Raw genomic sequence first — 16229 nt, 5'->3', positions numbered from 1 at the left:
TTACGCCGCCTCCGTCCTGCCCGCCGCCATCCCCACGGCGTCCAACAAGGCCATCCCCACAATCAGATCGGCCCCACCGAACTCGGGATCGTCCAGCTCGGTCCCGTCGTCCACGGCGAACAACAGCTTCGGCTCCCCCTGCCGATACGCGGTACCGACCGGCGGACTGGCCGCATGCACAGCCAACAGGGCGACCAGATAAGGCAGTTCGGGATCCTGTCGGCGCGCATCGGCGAGCAACCCCGACAACCTCCGCGGCGCGTCCGCAGGCAGGTCGAGCAACTCCATCGCCGCCGCCAACTGCTCCTCGCTGAACCGGCTGTCGTCCGGCGTCGCGATGAGATCCGGCTCCGGCATCTCCGCACCGAGGTGCTCCCGCTCCTGAGGCGGCGTCAGCAGTATGTCGACGAGGTCTCCCACCCGGACGGACACCGGCGTACGCAGCCCGGTCCCGCGCGCGAAGAACGCGTCGGTGACCCGGATCGCCTGCTCCAGGGGCAGCGGCAGCACGGGCGAGACGAGATGCCCGTAGAGATCTATCCCCGACGTCGTCATGGGCGTGGCGAAGGCCTGCCGGTCCTGCTCCGCGCGGAACAGCGGCCCCGCTTCCAGGAGACGCGACTGGAGTTGGGTGTGCCGTCGGATGCAGTCCTTGACGATGTCGACCAACTCGGCGGCGCGGCGCTTCTGTTCGGGGTCCTCGGACTCGTCGCGGGCCTTGCGGATGTTGGTGAGGATCGCGTTCTCGTGGCGGTAGCGGTCGGCCACGTGGTCGAGAGCCTCGGCGATCATGTCGGGCACGGCGTTGAGCCAGTCCACCGCGCGGACGTTGCGCCGGGTGGCGTCGAGGGCGCGGCGGAGGGTCTCCGAGTACTGCACGGTCCGGTACCGGGCCTGCTCGGCGGCCAGTTGGGCGTCGGCGAGCCGGCCGCGGCTGATCAGTACCTCCAGCTTGACCTCGGCGGCGATCTGCGCGCTGGTGACGTCGGTGTCGAGGGCGCCCACGAGGACGTTGACGGCCTCGTCGGTCGTACGGAGGTAGACGCTGCCGCCGTAGCCGGGGACCTCTTCGATCAGCTTGAAGTCGTAGTCGCGGCGCACATAGGTGCCGTCCTGGGCGAACGTGCCGTAGACGGTGCGGAAGCCGCGGTCGACGCTGCCGACGTTGATCAGGTTCTCCAGGACCCAGCGGGCCACGCGCTCGTGCTCGGTGACGGGGCGCTGCGGGGCCTGGGCGGCGATGCGCGGGATGAGCCTGGCCACTATCTGGTCGTGGTCGGCGCCGGTGTCGAAGTCCATGTTGAGAGTGACCAGGTCGATGGCGGCGAGGGCCACCTCCGCCATGCCGTACACCGAGTACTCGCCCGCGAGGTTGGCCTTGCGCGCGTCGAGGTCGTGCAGCGGCGCGGTGCAGGCGAGCGCGCGCAGTCGCCGCGCCAGTCCCTCGTCGGCGGCCGGGCCCGGGGCGGGGCGCGGCCCCGCGCTGAACTGGGGCGGAACGCTGTCCGTCGATGCTGGCGAAGTCACGCTGCACAGACTAGGTCCTCGGTCTGACAACGACCCAAACGACGCAGAAGCGACTACCACCACACCGGCGTGCGGGGGTGGGCCGGGCGCCGCGCCCTCGTCAGCCGAGGGCCGTACCGTCCTCGCCGACCCGCTGCCGGTACGCGTCGACGACCCGTTCGAGCGAGTCGTCGAGGTAGACCGCGAGCAGTCTCTCGGCCTCGGCGGCGTCGCCCGCCTGGAGCGCCTGGAGGATCAGGCGGTTGCGCTGGAGGTACGGCTCGTGGAGCGCCCTGGGGTCGTCCACGAGGTGGAAGGCGAGCCGGAGTTCGGCGAAGACGCTGCGCATCAGCTCGTCGGTGCGGGCGCTGCCGGCGAGGGCGACCAGTTCCCGGTGGAAGTGGATATTGGCCGTACCCACTCCTTTCCAGTCATCCTCGACGGACGCCAACTGCCCCTCGGTCACGGCCGCCGCGAGTTCTTCGAGGGTGTACGGCGGCTCACCGAGCCCCCGGACGACGGCGCACTCGACGAGGCGGCGGGTGCGGTAGATGTCCTCGACGTCCTCGACGCTCAGGACCCGGACGAAGACGCCCCGGTTCAACTCGTGGACGAGCAGGCGCTCATGGGTGAGCAGCCGGAACGCCTCGCGGAGTGTGTTGCGCGACACACCGAGTGCCCCGCCGATGCTGTCCTCCGAGAGCCGGGTCCCCGGCGGGAAATAGCCCTCGGCGATGCGGCTTCTGAGGATGTCCGAGACGCGTTCGGCGGTGCTCGTGCGGCCCAGGAGGGCGCGGTCGTCGGCGAGTCCCGCCAGCTGATCTGCCATGCCCGGAATTCAACCGCAGATACAAGAACGAAACAACATGCCTCTTGAAGGATCGTTCAACGATCCTCTACTTTACTTTCCACGGCGCCACCCGCCCACCCCGGCGCCCCCGGCTTCCGCACGGCCCGGCTCAGTCCCAGCACCCTCCGTCCTCCCTCTGCGAGGTGCACATGAGCACGACCCCTCCACCCCAGGCCCTGAACACCGGAACGCAGCCCGACACGGACGAACTGACCGCCGACGACGGTGCGTTGGCCTGGCTGCGCGCGCTCGGTCCGAACGGCCGCCGGGCCTTCGCCGGTGCGTTCGGCGGCTATGCGCTGGACTCCTACGACTACTTCACGCTGCCGCTGAGCATGGTCGCGCTGGCCGCGTACTTCGGCCTGGACAGCGGCCAGACCGGCCTGTTCACCACGGTCACCCTGGTCGTCTCCGCGGTCGGGGGCGCCCTGGCGGGCGTCTTCGCCGACCGGGTGGGCCGCGTCAAGGCCCTGATGATCACGGTGATCACCTACGCCGTCTTCACCGTGGCCTGCGGCTTCGCGCCCAACTACGAGACCCTGCTGGTGTTCCGCGCCCTCCAGGGCCTCGGTTTCGGCGGCGAGTGGGCGGTCGGCGCGATCCTGGTCGCCGAGTACGCGAGCGCCAAGCACCGCGGCCGTACGCTCGGCGCGGTCCAGAGTTCCTGGGCGGTCGGCTGGGCGCTGGCCGCGGTCGTCTACACGCTGGTCTTCTCGTTCCTCGGCGACGACCTGGCCTGGCGGGTGATGTTCTGGACCGGCGCGCTGCCCGCGCTGCTGGTGCTCTGGATGCGGCGCCGGGTGCACGACGCCCCCGAGGCGACGGCCGTACGCGAACAGAACACCCAGAAGGGCTCGTTCGCGGCGATCTTCAAGCCGGGCACGGCCGACGCGCCGGGCCTGCTGCGCACGACGGTGTTCGCGGGCCTGCTCTCCACCGGCGTCCAGGGCGGCTACTACACCCTCGCCACCTGGGTGCCCACGTACCTCAAGACGGAGCGCGGCCTGTCGGTCGTCGGCACCGGCGGCTATCTGACCTTCCTGATCTCCGGCGCCTTCCTGGGCTACCTCACCGGCGGCTACCTCACCGACGTGCTGGGCCGCAGGCGCAACATCTGGCTCTTCGCCCTGCTCTCGGCGATCTGCATCCTGGTGTACACGCACATCCCCAACGGCGCCAACACCCTTCTCCTGGTCCTCGGTTTCCCGCTCGGGTTCTGCATGTCGGCGATCTTCAGCGGCTTCGGCTCGTACCTGAGCGAGCTGTACCCGACCGCGCTGCGCGGCACCGGACAGGGCTTCACGTACAACACCGGCCGCGCGGTCGGCGCCGTCTTCCCGACGCTGGTGGGCTTCCTGGCCGACAGTTGGGGTGTGGGCGGAGCACTCGTCTTCGGGGCCATCGGTTACGGCATCGCGGCACTGGCGCTCCTCGGACTGCCGGAGACCCGCGGAAAGGAACTGGCGTGAACCGCACGGAGGACCGTCCCCTGACCCTCGTCGACGAGCACGCGCACGCATGGAGCCCGCGTTCGGCCCGGGCGCGCTTCCGGGCCGGGCTGACGGGTCCCACGGCCGGGGTCGCGGCGGGCCACACCCAGGTCAACCTGATCTCGGTGCCCGCCGACTGGGCGTACGACATGCTGCTGTTCTGCCAGCGCAACCCGAAGCCCTGCCCGGTGCTCGACGTCACGGACGCGGGCTCCTGGGAGACCGTTCTGGCCGACGGCGCGGACCTCCGCACCGATCTGCCGCGCTACCGGGTGTGGCGGGACGGCGAGTTGACGGACGAGCCGACGGACGTGCGGGCGTACTGGCGCGAGGACCTGGTGTCGTTCCTGATCGGGTGCAGCTTCACCTTCGAGTGGTCGCTGAGCGAGGCGGGCGTCCCGATCCGGCACATCGAGCAGGGCCGCAACGTCCCGATGTACGTCACGAGCCGCCCGTGCCGCCCTGCGGGGCGGCTGCACGGCCCGATGGTCGTGTCGATGCGCCCGGTGCCCCCGGAGCACCTGGCGACGGCGATCCGGGAGACCGCGCTGCTCCCGGCGGTGCACGGCAGCCCCGTACACTGCGGCGATCCCTCAGGGCTCGGCATCGAGGACCTCGGCCGCCCGGACTTCGGTGATCCGGTGGACGCCGCGCCGGACGACATCCCGGTGTTCTGGGCCTGCGGAGTGACCCCGCAGGCCGCGGTGATGGCGTCCCGCCCGCCGTTCGCCATCACCCACGCGCCGGGCCAGATGTTCGTCACCGACGCCCGCGACGAGCAGTACCGCGTCGCCTGACCAGGAGAGATGATGATCGATCTGAACGCCGACCTCGGCGAGGGCTTCGGCCGCTGGCATCTCACCGACGACGAACAGCTGCTGTCCGTCGTCACCAGCGCCAACGTGGCCTGCGGCTTCCACGCCGGGGACCCGGTCACCATGCGGCGGGTGTGCGAGCTGGCGGCCGGGCGCGGGGTGCGGGTCGGCGCGCAGGTGTCCTACCGGGACCTGGCGGGCTTCGGGCGGCGCGCGATGGACGTGCCGTCCGCCGAGCTGGCGGCCGAAGTGGCGTACCAGATCGGTGCCTTGGAGGTGTTCGCCCGGGCGGCGGGCACGCGCGTGTCGTACGTCAAGCCGCACGGCGCGCTCTACAACCGGGTCGTGCACGACCCGGAGCAGGCCGCCGCGGTGGTCGAGGGCGTGCTCCTGGCCGGCGGCTCGCTGCCCGTGCTCGGGCTGCCCGGCTCGGTCGTCCTCGACCTGGCCGCCAAGGCGGGCCTGCCGGCCGTCACGGAGGCGTTCGCAGACCGTGCCTACACCGACGAGGGCACGCTCGTGCCGCGCGGCCGGGACGGCGCGGTGGTCACCGACCCCGAGGCCGTCGTGGAGCGTTCGCTGAGCCTGGCCCGTTCCGGGACGGTCGAGGCGCTCTCCGGGGCGCGCATCGCGGTGCGGGCCCGCTCCCTGTGCCTGCACGGGGACACGCCCGGCGCGGTCGAACTGGCCCGCAGGGTCCGCGAACGGCTCCTGGAGTCGGGTGTCCAGGTGGAGGCCTTCGTATGAGGGCCCTGCGCGTCGGGGACGACGCCCTGCTCGTCGAGGTCGCCTCCGGGGAGGAGGCCGAGGCCGTCCACGCGGAGCTGCTGCGCCGCCGCGCGGAGGGCCTCCTCACCGTCCGCGAGATCGTCCCCGCCGCCCGCACGGTCCTCCTGGACGGCCTCGCCGACCCGGCCGGGCTGGCCTCCGAACTGGCCGCCTCCGACGTACCTCCCGCGCCCCCGCGCGCGGGTGAGGTGATCGAGCTCCCGGTGCGCTACGACGGCCCGGACCTCGCCGACGTCGCCGCGCTGTGGGGCGTCCCCGAGGAGGAGGTGGGCCGCATCCACGCGGCCACCGAGTTCCGCGTCGCCTTCTGCGGCTTCGCCCCCGGCTTCGGCTACCTCACCGGCCTGCCGGCCCGCTACGACGTCCCGCGCCGGGCCACCCCGCGCACGGCCGTCCACGCCGGTGCCGTGGGCCTGGCGGGCCCGTACACGGGCGTGTATCCCCGTGCGTCGCCCGGTGGTTGGCAGCTGATCGGCACGACGGACGCGGTCCTGTGGGACCACACGCGTGTGCCCGCCGCGCTGCTCTCGCCGGGCACACGCGTGCGCTTCGTCCCGGTGGCGGACGTATGACGGACCGCGCACTCGCCGTCGTCCGGGCCGGGGCCCTGACCACCGTGCAGGACCTCGGACGGCCCGGAAACGCGCACCTGGGGGTGCCTCGTTCCGGGGCGCTCGACGGGCCCGCGGCGGCGCTCGTCAACCGGCTGGTCGGCAATCCGCCCGAGGCGGCCGTCCTGGAGACGACCCTCAACGGGTGTGCCGTACGGCCTCGTTCAACGATTCTCGTGGCGGTCGGCGGCGCGCCCTGCCCGGTCACGGTGGACGGTCGGCCCGTCGCCTGGGGAGCGCCCGTGCACGTGCCCGGCGGGGCGCTTCTGGACATCGGAACAGCCTTCTCCGGAGTACGCGCCTACGTCGCCTTCGCCGGCGGCATCACCGTGGAGCCGGTGCTCGGCAGCCGCTCCACGGACCTGCTGTCCGGGCTCGGTCCGGCGCCGCTCACCAACGGCGCCATACTGCCGCTGGGGTCCCCGACGCACCTCCACGCGCGCGTGGACGTCGCCCCGCAGCCGCGCCCCCCGGTCGAACTCGTCCTCCGGGTGACACTCGGCCCCCGCGACGACTGGTTCACCCCGGAGGCCGTGCGGGCGTTCACGTCGCGTGTCTACCAGGTGTCGTCGGCGAGCAACCGCATCGGGCTGCGCACCGAGGGCCCCGCCCTGGAGCGGGCCCTGACGGGTGAACTCCCCAGCGAGGGCATGGTCCTGGGCGCCGTCCAGGTCCCCCCGGACGGCCGCCCCGTGGTCTTCCTCGCCGACCATCCGACCACCGGCGGCTACCCGGTGATCGCGGTCGTCCGCCCCACGGACCTCCCGGCCGCCGCCCAGGCGGTGCCCGGAACCCCGGTCCGTTTCGTGGCCGTACGACGCCGCTGAGGCCCCGTACGCGCCCTGGGGCCTGTCCGGCTGTGTCGCAGACCGAGGTATGGCACGTACTCCCCCAGGGAGACCACAGCCGCGTTGTCGTCACCCGCCGACGTCCCCGGCCTTCGGCCGGGAGGTGCCCCCACCGCGTCGCCCGCGGCGGAGCCGCTGATGTCAACGTCTCCTCCCCTTGCGGCTGCACGCACCACACCCCGCTCGCCGGCGCCGATCAGTCATCGCAGATTTCCTGCGACCTGAGCCGCCGGACAGGCCCTAGGCGGCGTCCGGCTGCTTCTCCCCCACCGAGAGGGCGGCCAGCGCCGCCGACACCGCGTGGGACGCGCTCAGGTCGAGCCGCGCGCTGGTGCCCCGCGCGCGGTGGCGCATCTCGTCCGCGGCCAGCCTGAGGAGCTGCGGCAGCAGGTCGGTGCAGCGGCGGGCCACCCACCCGGTGCCCGCGGTCGCCAGCCACCACAGGCTGGCCGACTTGGTGGGCGCCGGAAACTCGGGCTCGGGCGACGGCGCGACCCCCGTGGCCACACCCTCCTCGGCGAGCAACGCGTGGAACCGCAGGGCCAGTTGGCGATGGCCCCGCTCTCCGGGATGCAGCCGGTCCGCGCTCCAGATCGCACGGTCCATGATCCACTCGCCCTCCGCGGCATGCAGATGCACGGCCCCGTACCGCTCGGAGAGCGCGTGCACCACCGTGTTGACGGCTCGCTGCCGCCGGGCGAGCGGGCGGGCCAGTGCACCCGGGAGGCCGAGCATCGCGCCCGGGTCGGGCAGACAGGCCGTCAGGAGGACCGCGCCCTGTGCCGTGAAGGCCGCGTAGACCTCGTCGAGCCGGGCGGCCAGGGCCTGGATGTCGAAGGTGCAGCGCAGGGTGTCGTTGACGCCTATGACGACGGACACGACGTCCGGTTTCAGGGCGAGCCCCGCCGGGGTCTGCCGTTCCAGTACGTCCCGTGACTGAGCCCCGCTGACCGCGAGGTTCGTGAACTCCACGGTGTCTTCGGGCTGCCCGGCCAGCCCGCCGGCGAGCAGCGCGGCCCAACCGCGCCATGCCTCGCCGACGGGATCGCCCACGCCCTCGGTGAGCGAGTCACCGAGGGCGACGAAACGGACCGTTCTCATGCCACGCCTCCGGGCACGAAGCGCCGTACCGGGACATCCGCGTCGTGCGCGGCGAGGAACGCGTCGACCGCCGTGTCCCACCCGAAGCACTCCGCACGCGCGCGTGCGATCTCCCGCCGCTCCGGCTCGGAGCGCTCCAGCAGCATGTCCACGGCGTCCGCGAAGGCCCTCCCGTTGTCTGCGGCCGTGGCCCCGGCGGAGCCGATGACCTCGGGGAGCGCGGACGAGGCGCTGGCCACCACGGGCGTGCCGCAGGCCATGGCCTCCAGTGCGGCGAGTCCGAAGGTCTCGGCGGGCCCGGGTGCCAGGCACACGTCGGCGGAGGCCTGGAGCGCGCCGAGCAGCCGCCGGTCGGAGACGTGCCCGAGGAAGGTGACCGGCAACCCGCGCTCCCGCGCCCGCTGTTCGAGCCGGGCCCGCAGCGGCCCGTCCCCGGCGACCACGAGGACCGCCCGCCGCCCGCGCCGTACCAGCGCCTCCAGGGCGTCGAGCGCCGTGCCGGGCTTCTTCTCCACGGAGAGCCTGGTGCAGGTCACCAGCAGAACCTGGTCCACGCGCGCGTACTCCGCGCGCACGACCGGGTCCCGCAGCGCCGGGCTGCGCCCCACCAGGTCGACGCCCAGCGGGGCCCGTACGACATTGCGGGCGCCGATGCGGACGAACTCCCGCTCGGCGAACTCGGTGGTGCACACCACGCGCGCGTAGGTGTGCGCCGTACGGACGTTGAGGGCGTCGGCGGTGCGCCGGGACATGTTCTCCGACAGGCCCCAGGTGCGCAGGACGCCGTCGGCGGTCTCGTGGGAGACCATCACGGCGGGGATGCGGGCCCGCCTGGCCCATTTGCCGGTCCAGCGCAGGGTCGTACGGTCGGAGACCTCCAGGCGGTCGGGGGCGAGCTGTTCCAGAAGGTTGGCGACGCGCCGCTTGTCGGCGAGGACGCGGTAGCCGCCGGTGCCGGGCAGCAGCGGCCCGGGCAGGGTGATGACCCGGCCCTGCTCGGTCTCACGGTCGGTGTGGCGCTCGCCGGGCACGATGAGCACCGGGTCGTGCCCGGCCTCCTTGAAGCCCTTGCCCAGCTCGCGCAGGGCGGTGCGCAGCCCCCCGGAGGAGGGGGCCACGAAGTTGGCGAGCCGTACGATCCGCAGCGCAGCGGTGTTCACGCCGCCACCACCACCTTGCGCGCGGCGAGGACGTCGCCGTAGTGCGCGATCAGCTGGTCGCCGACGGCCGCCCAGGTGCGGCCCTCGACCATGGCCCGCGCGGCGGTGCCGTACTCGGCCCGCAGCGCGGGATCGGCGGCCAGGGTCCGTACGGCGTCCGTCACGGCGGTCTCGTCGCGCGGCGGGAAGAGGAACCCGGTGCGCCCGTGGGCGACCAGGTCGAGCGGTCCGCCGGCGGCGGGCGCGACGACGGGGACGCCGCTCGCCATGGCTTCCTGGACGGTCTGACAGAAGGTCTCAAAAGGTCCGGTGTGCACAAATATGTCCAACGAGGCGAAGATACGGGCGAGCTCGTCGCCCGTACGGCGTCCGAGGAAGACCGCGCCCGGCAGCGCCTCGGTGAGGTGCGGCTGGCTGGGTCCGTCGCCGACCACCACGACACGGACGCCCTCGAGACCGCAGACTCCGGCGAGGAGTTCGATCTGCTTCTCGGGGGCGAGCCGGCCGACGTAGCCGACGATCAGTTCGCCGTTCGGGGCGAGTTCGCGGCGCAGCGCCTCGTCCCGGTACTCGGGGCGGAAGCGCTCGGTGTCGACCCCCCGCGGCCAGAGCCTGACCCGGGGCACGCCGTGTGCCTCCAGGTCGCCGAGGGCCGCGCTGGAGGGCGCGAGGGTACGGTCGGCGGCGGCGTGGACGGAGCGGATGCGGCGCCAGGCGGTGGACTCGCCGGCGCCTACGTACGTACGGGCGTATCCGGCCAGGTCGGTCTGGTAGACGGCCACGGCGGGGATGCCGAGCCGGGCCGCGGCGGCCATGCCGCGGACGCCGAGGATGAAGGGGCTGGCCAGGTGCACGATGTCGGCGCGGTGTTCGGTGATGGCCGCGGCGACGCGTCGGCTGGGGAGGGCGACGCGGACCTGGGGGTAGCCCGGGAGCGGTAGGGAGGGGATGCGGATGACTGGGCACGGCGACTGGGCGTCGGGCCCGGAACCGGCCGCGGTGGCCGGCGCGACGACGAGCGGATGATGACCGCGATCCACGAGGTGCCGGGCGGTCTGGAGCGCGCAGTGGGCCACGCCGTTCACATCGGGGGGAAAGGATTCGGTCACGATGACGACACGCATACCCGTGTTGTCGCCGCGCTGGACGTGCCCGCGTCAACGTGGATCTATGCGAACGGTGAACGTCCCATGAGCGTTGCGCTGCACACCCGAGCAGGTCAGACGGCGTCCATGCCCGTCTGACCCGCGAGTCACCCCGTGTTCACACTGCGGGGGCGTCGGGCCCGATCCGGCTCCGAACCGCTGTCTGGACCTCCGCTTCCTCGGCCGGGTCGGCGGCGAGCCTGCGGAGCTGTTCCACGACCCGGGCGTCACCGGTCTCGGCGTGCCGGGCGGCGATCTCCCGGGTGGTCTCCTCGCAGTCCCAGAGGCACTCGACGGCGAAGCCGGTGGGGAAGGAGGGGTCGGTGGCGGCCAGGGCCCGGGCGGCCCGGCCGCGCAGATGGGACGAGGCGGTCTCCCGGTACACATGGCGCAGAACGGGTGCCGCACAGACGATGCCGAGGCGTCCGGCACCGTCGACGAGGGTCCACAGGGTGGGGGCGTCGGGTCCTTCGCCCATGACGGCCTCCCTGAGGGCGCCGAGGACGAGGTCGCTGTCCTGGGCTCCGCCCCGGCAGGCGAGCATCCGGCCGGCGGCGGCGCCGAGCGGGTCGGGCCGTCGGGCCCAGCCGCGGGCCCGGTCGACGGCGGCGACGGAGCGCATCCGTTCGAAGGCGTCGACTGCGGCCTCGACCACGGGCGCGGAGCCGGTGGCGACCGCGCGTTCGATCAGCTGGAGGGCTTCGGAGTCGTTGCTGTCGGCGAGATACCGCAGGGCGGTGCAACGGGCTCCCTCGCTGCCGTCCTTGGCGGCCTCGACGATCTCGGGCCGGTCCTCGGGGCCGGCCACCGCGCTGAGGCAGCGGGCGGCGGGGACGTGCAGCGCGGCACCGCGTTCGATGCCCTGTTGGGCCCATTCGAACACCGCTTGCACGCTCCACCCCGGACGGGGCCCGGTTGGTCGCATCTGCCGTTGCCAGCGGTCGAAGCAGCCGGCTTCCTGGGCGGCACGCACGCGCGTGGCGATCGATTCCCGTGAGTCCTCGGCCCACAGCCGCCAGGGCCGGGGTTCGAAGGCGTCGCGCACGGCGGTGGCCAGTTCGGCCTCGCCCTCGGGATCGGCCGGGAAACGCGCCAGCACGGGGGCGGCAAGGGCGCGCAGGCCCGCGTCGTCGTCCCTGAGGGCCAGCTCGTCGAGCGCCCAGGCCCAGTTGGTCCCGGTGGCCGCGTACCGGCGCAGCAGCGCGAGCGCGTCCCGCCTGCCGTAGGAGGCGAGGTGCCCGAGGACGGCGAGGGCGAGGCCCGTACGGGACTCCTCGGTGTCGAGGACGTCCTCGGTGTCGAAGAGGTGGGCCTCGACGGCGTCCAGGTCGCCGTTGAGATCGAGGTACAGACGGGCGTAGTACAGGGAGCGGTTCTCCACCTGCCAGTCGTGGCGGGGGTCGCGCAGCACACAGTGGTTCAGCGCAGCCAGTGCCTCGGCACGGGGTGCGGTGAGCGCGTGCAGTGTGCCGTCGCCGCGGCCCCGCTGAAGCAGGCCGAGCAGCGTACCGCTGGGCGCTATGACCGGATCGAACATGGGAAACAGCCTCACATCAAGCGTCGACGCAACCGGGGGACGTGCACTACCTGGCCGCGTGACAACACGTCGGGGCGCCCGCCGTTTCCTGCTTGCTGTAGACCATTTTCCTCTGCCTCTCGTCGGTGGCCCAAGCGGACCCTCACGGTCCGCGCGGTGCGGCAACACCTGCCCGGCCATCGCGTCCGTGAATCACGACGTCATGATGACCCGGCAGTTCTCGCTGCCGCGACCGAAATTTCGGGCGGCCCCGTGCTGCCTTCCCCCGTTTTCCCCCGTTTTCCTTGTCGTACCTGGTCACAAGGCCCGTCCCAGTCGGTGACGGACCACACTTCAGTGCGCGCCGAACAGCTCCAGCAGCTCGGCCTTGCCGAACATCCGGGCCGTGTCGAGCGCCGACGGCGTGCCCGCGGCCGGATCGGCACCGGCCTCCAGCAGGACTTCGATCACTTCCTGCTCGCCCTTGAAGACGGCTCCGGCGAGCGGGGTCTGCCCCCGGTCGTTGATCCGGTCGGCCTCGGCTCCGCGCGCCAGCAGGGCCCGTACGGCGTCGGCGTGCCCGTGGTAGGCGGCGAGCATCACCAGGGAGTCACCGCGGTCATTGGTGAGGTTGGCCGGAACGCCCGCGTCCACATACGCCACCAGCGCCTCGGTCCCGCCCTGGCGGGCCAGATCGAAGATCTTGGTCGCGAGCTCCACGACCTCGGGGTCGGGGGCTTCACTCATCGGCCTGACCGCCTCTCACTAGTACGGGTGAATCGCCAGCGTACTGGCTCCGCCGACACATGACCGGCCCCCTCCGAGGCAAAGATCACCACAGGGCCCGACACAGGTGAAACCCCTGCTCAGACGGCCCGAATGCGCTCCACCATCAGAGGGAAATCCGCCGAAATTCACCCACTTGCACCTTTTATCGTATGGATACATCCTGTGATCCTGGAAGAACTCATGGTGACTGTCCCCACGAACCAGGAGAGCTCAAATGATCCTGTCCATGTCAGGCGTCGTCCTTCTCGGCATCATCGTCTTCCTCTTCTTCAAGAAGGACGGACTCAAGGCCTCGCACGCCATTGTGGCCGCGCTCTTCGGCTTCTACATGGCCAGCACGGCCATCGCGCCGAGCATCAAGGCCGGCGGGGAGAGCCTGGCGAGCCTCCTCGGCGGCATCAAGTTCTGACGCAACCACCCGTACGCACCACCAGGAGACAGCAGTGGCCCGGCGCCCCCTCCCCCGCATCCTGAGCAACGGCAGCGCACAGATCGCCCGCAGCCGGGAGCTGGCCCGGACGGCGGCCGACAGCGCCACCGACGTCCTCCATCCGCTGATCACGATCACTCGCGGTCTGCGCCGGCTGGCATCCGCCGGGCGGCGCAGATGGGCCGACACCCCCAAGGACAAGCGCGGGCCACTGCTGTTCCTGGTGGCCTCGGTGGTCCTGGTGGTGGCGCTGGTGCCGTACGGCCCGCTGCTCGCCGTCATCGTCCTGATGGCGGCGGCAGCATGGCACGGCCGCGACCGCACCCCGCCGGCGCCCGAAGGGCCCGACGAGTCCCAGACCCAGCGCCTGCAGTCCCTCTACGAGGCGCTCGTGCCCTACTTCTCGACCGCCGAGGACCCCTCGCCCCTGTTCGCCCACGGCGGAGACTGGGAGAAGGCCTTCCCCGCCTACGAGTTCGACGGCGCGGGCCGGATCACCCACCTGGTGGTCCGCTACCCGGCCTACTTCACCGACGGCGAGGCCGACTCCCGCGCGCGGATCGAGCAGCTGCTCACCGCGAAGTCGGGCCGCGGCCGGGAGTACCGCTTCGAGTGGGACGAGGAGGGCAACCAGCTCTCCATCGGCGTCCTCGCCCCGCTCCCCACCGACATCGCCGCCCAGCACTTCGTCACCGCCCCCGGCGAGACCGTCCTGGGCTTCACCGACGCGACCCACGTCCACCGCACGCTCCCCCTGACCCACGGCACGGAACAGCGGGACGTCCCGCCGGTCGTCTGGCGCACCGGCATCCGCTCCACCGAGCCGAACCTCCTGGTCATGGGCCAGCCCGGCAGCGGCACCTCCACCCTGCTGCGCTCCATCGCCCTCCAGGCCCTCCAGTACGGCGACGTCCTGATCGTGGAGGGCGGCGGCACCGGCGAGTACGCGTGCCTCACCGGCCGGGACGGCGTCCTCGCCGTCGAGTGCGGGCTGACCGGCACCCTGGCCAGCCTGGAGTGGGCCTCCCAGGAAACGGAACGCCGGCTGATCGCGGCCAACCACGCCCGCCAGTCCGGCCACCCGGCGCCGGACGACACCAGGCGCCCCCTGTGGATCATCCTGGACCGCCCGAGCGCCTTCGCCCACCTGGCCGCGGCCGACGGCCGCCAGGACCCGCAGTCCCTGCTCCAGGTACCCCTGCGGCACGGCCGCGCGGCCCATGTGACGGTGGTGGTGGCCGACCAGTTCGACAGCGCCGACGCCCTGAGCGACGCCGTACGACAGCACACACGCGCGCGTGTCGTCCTCGGCCCCGCCACCGCCGCCCAGTTGGAGGCGGTCCTCGGCGCTCCCCCGCACACCACGCCGATCGCCCAGGTGCCGCCCGGCCGCGGCTACGCCCGCCTCGGCAGCGGCCCGGTGCACCGCCTCCAGGTCCCGGCGACCCCGGACCCGTACGACGACGCGACCAGCGACGCGGACCGTCAGGCGGTGCTGGCCCTGCTCCCGCCGCGTACGACCCCGGCGGACGCGGCGGAGACGGTGGCGACGGAAGCAGTGGTGGAGGCCGCGGTGGCGGAGTCCTCGTAGAAGTCGGGGGCTGGTGCGGGCGACCGCACCAGCCCCGGACACACCTCTTCGCCGGCTACGCCACGAACGTCCGCGGCGACTCGCCCCCGCCCCCGGCGGCCCCGTTCTCCACCAGCCGGGCCGCTGCGGCCAGCCGGGCCGCCGCCTCCTCGGCCACTGCGCCGCCCACGGTGAACGGCAGCCGCACATAGCCCTCGAAGGCCCCGTCGACGCCGAAGCGCGGCCCGGACGGCACCCGTAGCCCCACGCGCTCCCCCATCTCGGCGAGCCGGGAACCCGACAGCCCACCCGTGCGCACCCAGAGCGTGAGCCCGCCCCTGGGCACCTCGAACTCCCAGCCGGGCAGCTCCCGCCGTACCGCCGCGACCAGCGCGTCGCGGTTCTCCCTGGCCTGGGCACGCCGGATGTCGACCGCCTGTTCCCAACCGCCCGTGCTGAACAGCCAGTTGACGGCGAGCTGTTCCAGCACCGGGGTGCCGAGGTCGGCGTAGGCGCGGGCGGCGACCAGGCTGCGGATCACATCGGGGGCCGCGCGCACCCAGCCGATGCGCATGCCGGCCCAGAAGGCCTTGCTGGCGGAGCCGACGGTGATGACGGTCGAACCGGCCGGGTCGAACCCGCAGACGGGCCGCGGCATCTGGACGTCGTCGTCCAGCCACAGCTCGGTCATCGTCTCGTCGGCGACGAGCACGGTGCCGGCCGAGCGGGCCGCGTCCACGAGCTGCCGCCGCTGGTCGTCGTCGGCGAGGGCGCCGGTCGGGTTGTGGAAGTCGGCGACGACGTACGCGAGCCGCGGCGCCGCGTCCCGCAGCACCTGCCGCCAGCGGTCCAGGTCCCAGCCGGTCAGCCCCTCGGCCATCGCCACGGGCACCAGCCGGGCGCCCGCCTCCCGCATCAGCTGGAGGATGTTGGCGTACGAGGGCGACTCGACGGCGACCCGCTCGCCGCGCCCCGCGAAGAGATGGCAGATGGCGTCGATGGCGCCCATCGCACCGGTGGTGACCATGATCTGCTCGGGCATGGTCGGGATCCCGCGCAGGGTGTACCGCTCGGCGATCATCGCGCGCAGCGCGGGCAGCCCGGCGGGATAGTCGCCGTGCGTATGGGCGTACGGCGGCAGCTCCTCCAGGGCGCCCTGCACGGCCCGGGTGAGCCACGGCTCGGGCGCGGGCAGCGAGGCGCAGCCCAGGTCGATCACCGAACCGAGGGCCTCCGGGGGCAACGGCTCCAACCCGCGCGCGGGGAGCGGGTTTCCGGCCGGTACGGCGGTCCAGCTGCCGGCCCCGCGCCGCGACTCCAGGAACCCTTCGGCGCGCAACGCCTCGTAGGCGGCGGCGACCGTGGTGCGGCTGACAGACAGCGCGAGGGCCAGCTCCCGCTCGGCGGGCAGCCGCGCGGCCACCGGGACGCGCCCCTCCAGCACCAGGAGGCGGATGCCGTCCGCGAGGGCCCGGTAGGCGGGCGGGCGGCGGGTGCCGGGCCCGGCCGGGCGGTCCTGCTGGGAGTTGAGCAGCCGGGCCAGCTGCGCGGCGCCCATCGCCGAGGTCCACTGCGCCATGGAAACCAGTCCACCTTCCCGGAATTGGCC

The 16229-nt window shown here is 72.9% G+C and carries 15 protein-coding genes; 7 read left to right on the top strand and 8 right to left on the bottom strand.

Annotation, left to right across the window (positions count from 1 at the left end):
* Positions 1 to 1527, bottom strand: coding sequence for a hypothetical protein (locus SSP08S_RS05055; protein WP_019066483.1), 1527 nt, complete (start codon positions 1525 to 1527; stop codon positions 1 to 3).
* 100 nt (positions 1528 to 1627) lie between these two features.
* Positions 1628 to 2335 (bottom strand): GntR family transcriptional regulator, encoded by a 708-nt coding sequence (locus SSP08S_RS05050; RefSeq protein ID WP_019066482.1) that lies wholly within the window; start codon positions 2333 to 2335, stop codon positions 1628 to 1630.
* Positions 2336 to 2505: 170 nt separating this feature from the next.
* Here SSP08S_RS05050 and SSP08S_RS05045 point away from each other — a divergent pair, with 170 nt between their 5' ends.
* Genes SSP08S_RS05045 through SSP08S_RS05025 form a run of 5 tightly spaced genes read left to right on the top strand, consistent with a single transcriptional unit; the run spans position 2506 to position 6888 of the window.
* On the top strand, positions 2506 to 3825 hold the full coding sequence (locus SSP08S_RS05045) for an MFS transporter (protein ID WP_019066481.1): 1320 nt from the start codon (positions 2506 to 2508) through the stop codon (positions 3823 to 3825).
* Positions 3822 to 4643 (top strand): putative hydro-lyase, encoded by an 822-nt coding sequence (locus SSP08S_RS05040; RefSeq protein ID WP_019066480.1) that lies wholly within the window; start codon positions 3822 to 3824, stop codon positions 4641 to 4643. The genes SSP08S_RS05045 and SSP08S_RS05040 overlap by 4 nt, the downstream gene beginning before the upstream one ends.
* A 12-nt stretch (positions 4644 to 4655) precedes the next feature.
* Positions 4656 to 5408 (top strand): LamB/YcsF family protein, encoded by a 753-nt coding sequence (locus SSP08S_RS05035; RefSeq protein WP_019066479.1) that lies wholly within the window; start codon positions 4656 to 4658, stop codon positions 5406 to 5408.
* A complete protein-coding gene (locus SSP08S_RS05030) occupies positions 5405 to 6022 on the top strand; it encodes a 5-oxoprolinase subunit B family protein (RefSeq protein ID WP_019066478.1) in 618 nt (205 codons plus the stop codon). The genes SSP08S_RS05035 and SSP08S_RS05030 overlap by 4 nt, the downstream gene beginning before the upstream one ends.
* A complete protein-coding gene (locus SSP08S_RS05025; protein ID WP_019066477.1) occupies positions 6019 to 6888 on the top strand; it encodes a 5-oxoprolinase subunit C family protein in 870 nt (289 codons plus the stop codon). Before SSP08S_RS05030 ends, SSP08S_RS05025 begins: the two co-directional genes overlap by 4 nt.
* A gap of 261 nt (positions 6889 to 7149) precedes the next feature.
* Here the strand turns inward: SSP08S_RS05025 and SSP08S_RS05020 are convergent, their stop codons facing one another.
* The 5 genes from SSP08S_RS05020 to SSP08S_RS05000 form a co-directional block, all read right to left on the bottom strand.
* Positions 7150 to 8010: an SGNH/GDSL hydrolase family protein gene (locus SSP08S_RS05020; RefSeq protein WP_019066476.1), complete on the bottom strand. Its 861-nt coding sequence runs from the start codon at positions 8008 to 8010 to the stop codon at positions 7150 to 7152.
* On the bottom strand, positions 8007 to 9170 hold the full coding sequence (locus SSP08S_RS05015) for a glycosyltransferase (protein WP_019066475.1): 1164 nt from the start codon (positions 9168 to 9170) through the stop codon (positions 8007 to 8009). Before SSP08S_RS05015 ends, SSP08S_RS05020 begins: the two co-directional genes overlap by 4 nt.
* Positions 9167 to 10294 carry a glycosyltransferase family 4 protein gene (locus SSP08S_RS05010; RefSeq protein ID WP_019066474.1) on the bottom strand — a complete coding sequence of 376 codons (1128 nt, stop codon included), beginning with the start codon at positions 10292 to 10294 and terminating at the stop codon, positions 9167 to 9169. The genes SSP08S_RS05015 and SSP08S_RS05010 overlap by 4 nt, the downstream gene beginning before the upstream one ends.
* 139 nt (positions 10295 to 10433) lie before the next feature.
* The gene (locus SSP08S_RS05005) at positions 10434 to 11852 is read right to left on the bottom strand and encodes a HEAT repeat domain-containing protein (RefSeq protein WP_019066473.1); all 1419 of its coding nucleotides are present in this window, start codon (positions 11850 to 11852) and stop codon (positions 10434 to 10436) included.
* Positions 11853 to 12185: 333 nt separating this feature from the next.
* Entirely contained in the window at positions 12186 to 12578 is a 393-nt protein-coding gene (locus SSP08S_RS05000; RefSeq protein WP_019066472.1) for an ankyrin repeat domain-containing protein, read from the bottom strand.
* A gap of 256 nt (positions 12579 to 12834) precedes the next feature.
* Here SSP08S_RS05000 and SSP08S_RS04995 point away from each other — a divergent pair, with 256 nt between their 5' ends.
* Together SSP08S_RS04995 and SSP08S_RS04990 are read left to right on the top strand one after the other, a co-directional pair.
* Complete coding sequence (locus tag SSP08S_RS04995) at positions 12835 to 13029, top strand: hypothetical protein (protein ID WP_019066471.1); 195 nt, start codon at positions 12835 to 12837, stop codon at positions 13027 to 13029.
* Between the two features lie 34 nt (positions 13030 to 13063).
* On the top strand, positions 13064 to 14641 hold the full coding sequence (locus SSP08S_RS04990) for a membrane protein (protein ID WP_019066470.1): 1578 nt from the start codon (positions 13064 to 13066) through the stop codon (positions 14639 to 14641).
* Positions 14642 to 14696: 55 nt separating this feature from the next.
* On the opposite strand, the gene SSP08S_RS04985 is transcribed toward SSP08S_RS04990, so the two are convergent.
* A complete protein-coding gene (locus tag SSP08S_RS04985; protein ID WP_019066469.1) occupies positions 14697 to 16199 on the bottom strand; it encodes an SCO1417 family PLP biosynthesis transcription factor in 1503 nt (500 codons plus the stop codon).
* Positions 16200 to 16229 lie beyond the last annotated feature (30 nt).

The sequence above is a fragment of the Streptomyces hokutonensis genome (assembly GCF_000376565.1).
GTDB classification, from domain to species: Bacteria; Actinomycetota; Actinomycetes; order Streptomycetales; family Streptomycetaceae; genus Streptomyces; species Streptomyces hokutonensis.
This window is presented reverse-complemented; position numbering and strand designations above follow the sequence as displayed.

Bases quoted from the DNA above. Each gene is read 5' to 3' on its own strand.
- SSP08S_RS05045 (WP_019066481.1), top strand. From the start codon at position 2,506: ATGAGCACGACCCCTCCACCCCAGGCCCTGAACACCGGAACGCAGCCC.
- SSP08S_RS05035 (WP_019066479.1), top strand. From the start codon at position 4,656: ATGATCGATCTGAACGCCGACCTCGGCGAGGGCTTCGGCCGCTGGCAT.
- SSP08S_RS05000 (WP_019066472.1), bottom strand. From the start codon at position 12,578: ATGAGTGAAGCCCCCGACCCCGAGGTCGTGGAGCTCGCGACCAAGATC.
- SSP08S_RS05005 (WP_019066473.1), bottom strand. From the start codon at position 11,852: ATGTTCGATCCGGTCATAGCGCCCAGCGGTACGCTGCTCGGCCTGCTT.
- SSP08S_RS05010 (WP_019066474.1), bottom strand. From the start codon at position 10,294: ATGCGTGTCGTCATCGTGACCGAATCCTTTCCCCCCGATGTGAACGGC.
- SSP08S_RS05050 (WP_019066482.1), bottom strand. From the start codon at position 2,335: ATGGCAGATCAGCTGGCGGGACTCGCCGACGACCGCGCCCTCCTGGGC.
- SSP08S_RS05025 (WP_019066477.1), top strand. From the start codon at position 6,019: ATGACGGACCGCGCACTCGCCGTCGTCCGGGCCGGGGCCCTGACCACC.
- SSP08S_RS04995 (WP_019066471.1), top strand. From the start codon at position 12,835: ATGATCCTGTCCATGTCAGGCGTCGTCCTTCTCGGCATCATCGTCTTC.
- SSP08S_RS05030 (WP_019066478.1), top strand. From the start codon at position 5,405: ATGAGGGCCCTGCGCGTCGGGGACGACGCCCTGCTCGTCGAGGTCGCC.
- SSP08S_RS05020 (WP_019066476.1), bottom strand. From the start codon at position 8,010: ATGAGAACGGTCCGTTTCGTCGCCCTCGGTGACTCGCTCACCGAGGGC.
- SSP08S_RS04985 (WP_019066469.1), bottom strand. From the start codon at position 16,199: ATGGCGCAGTGGACCTCGGCGATGGGCGCCGCGCAGCTGGCCCGGCTG.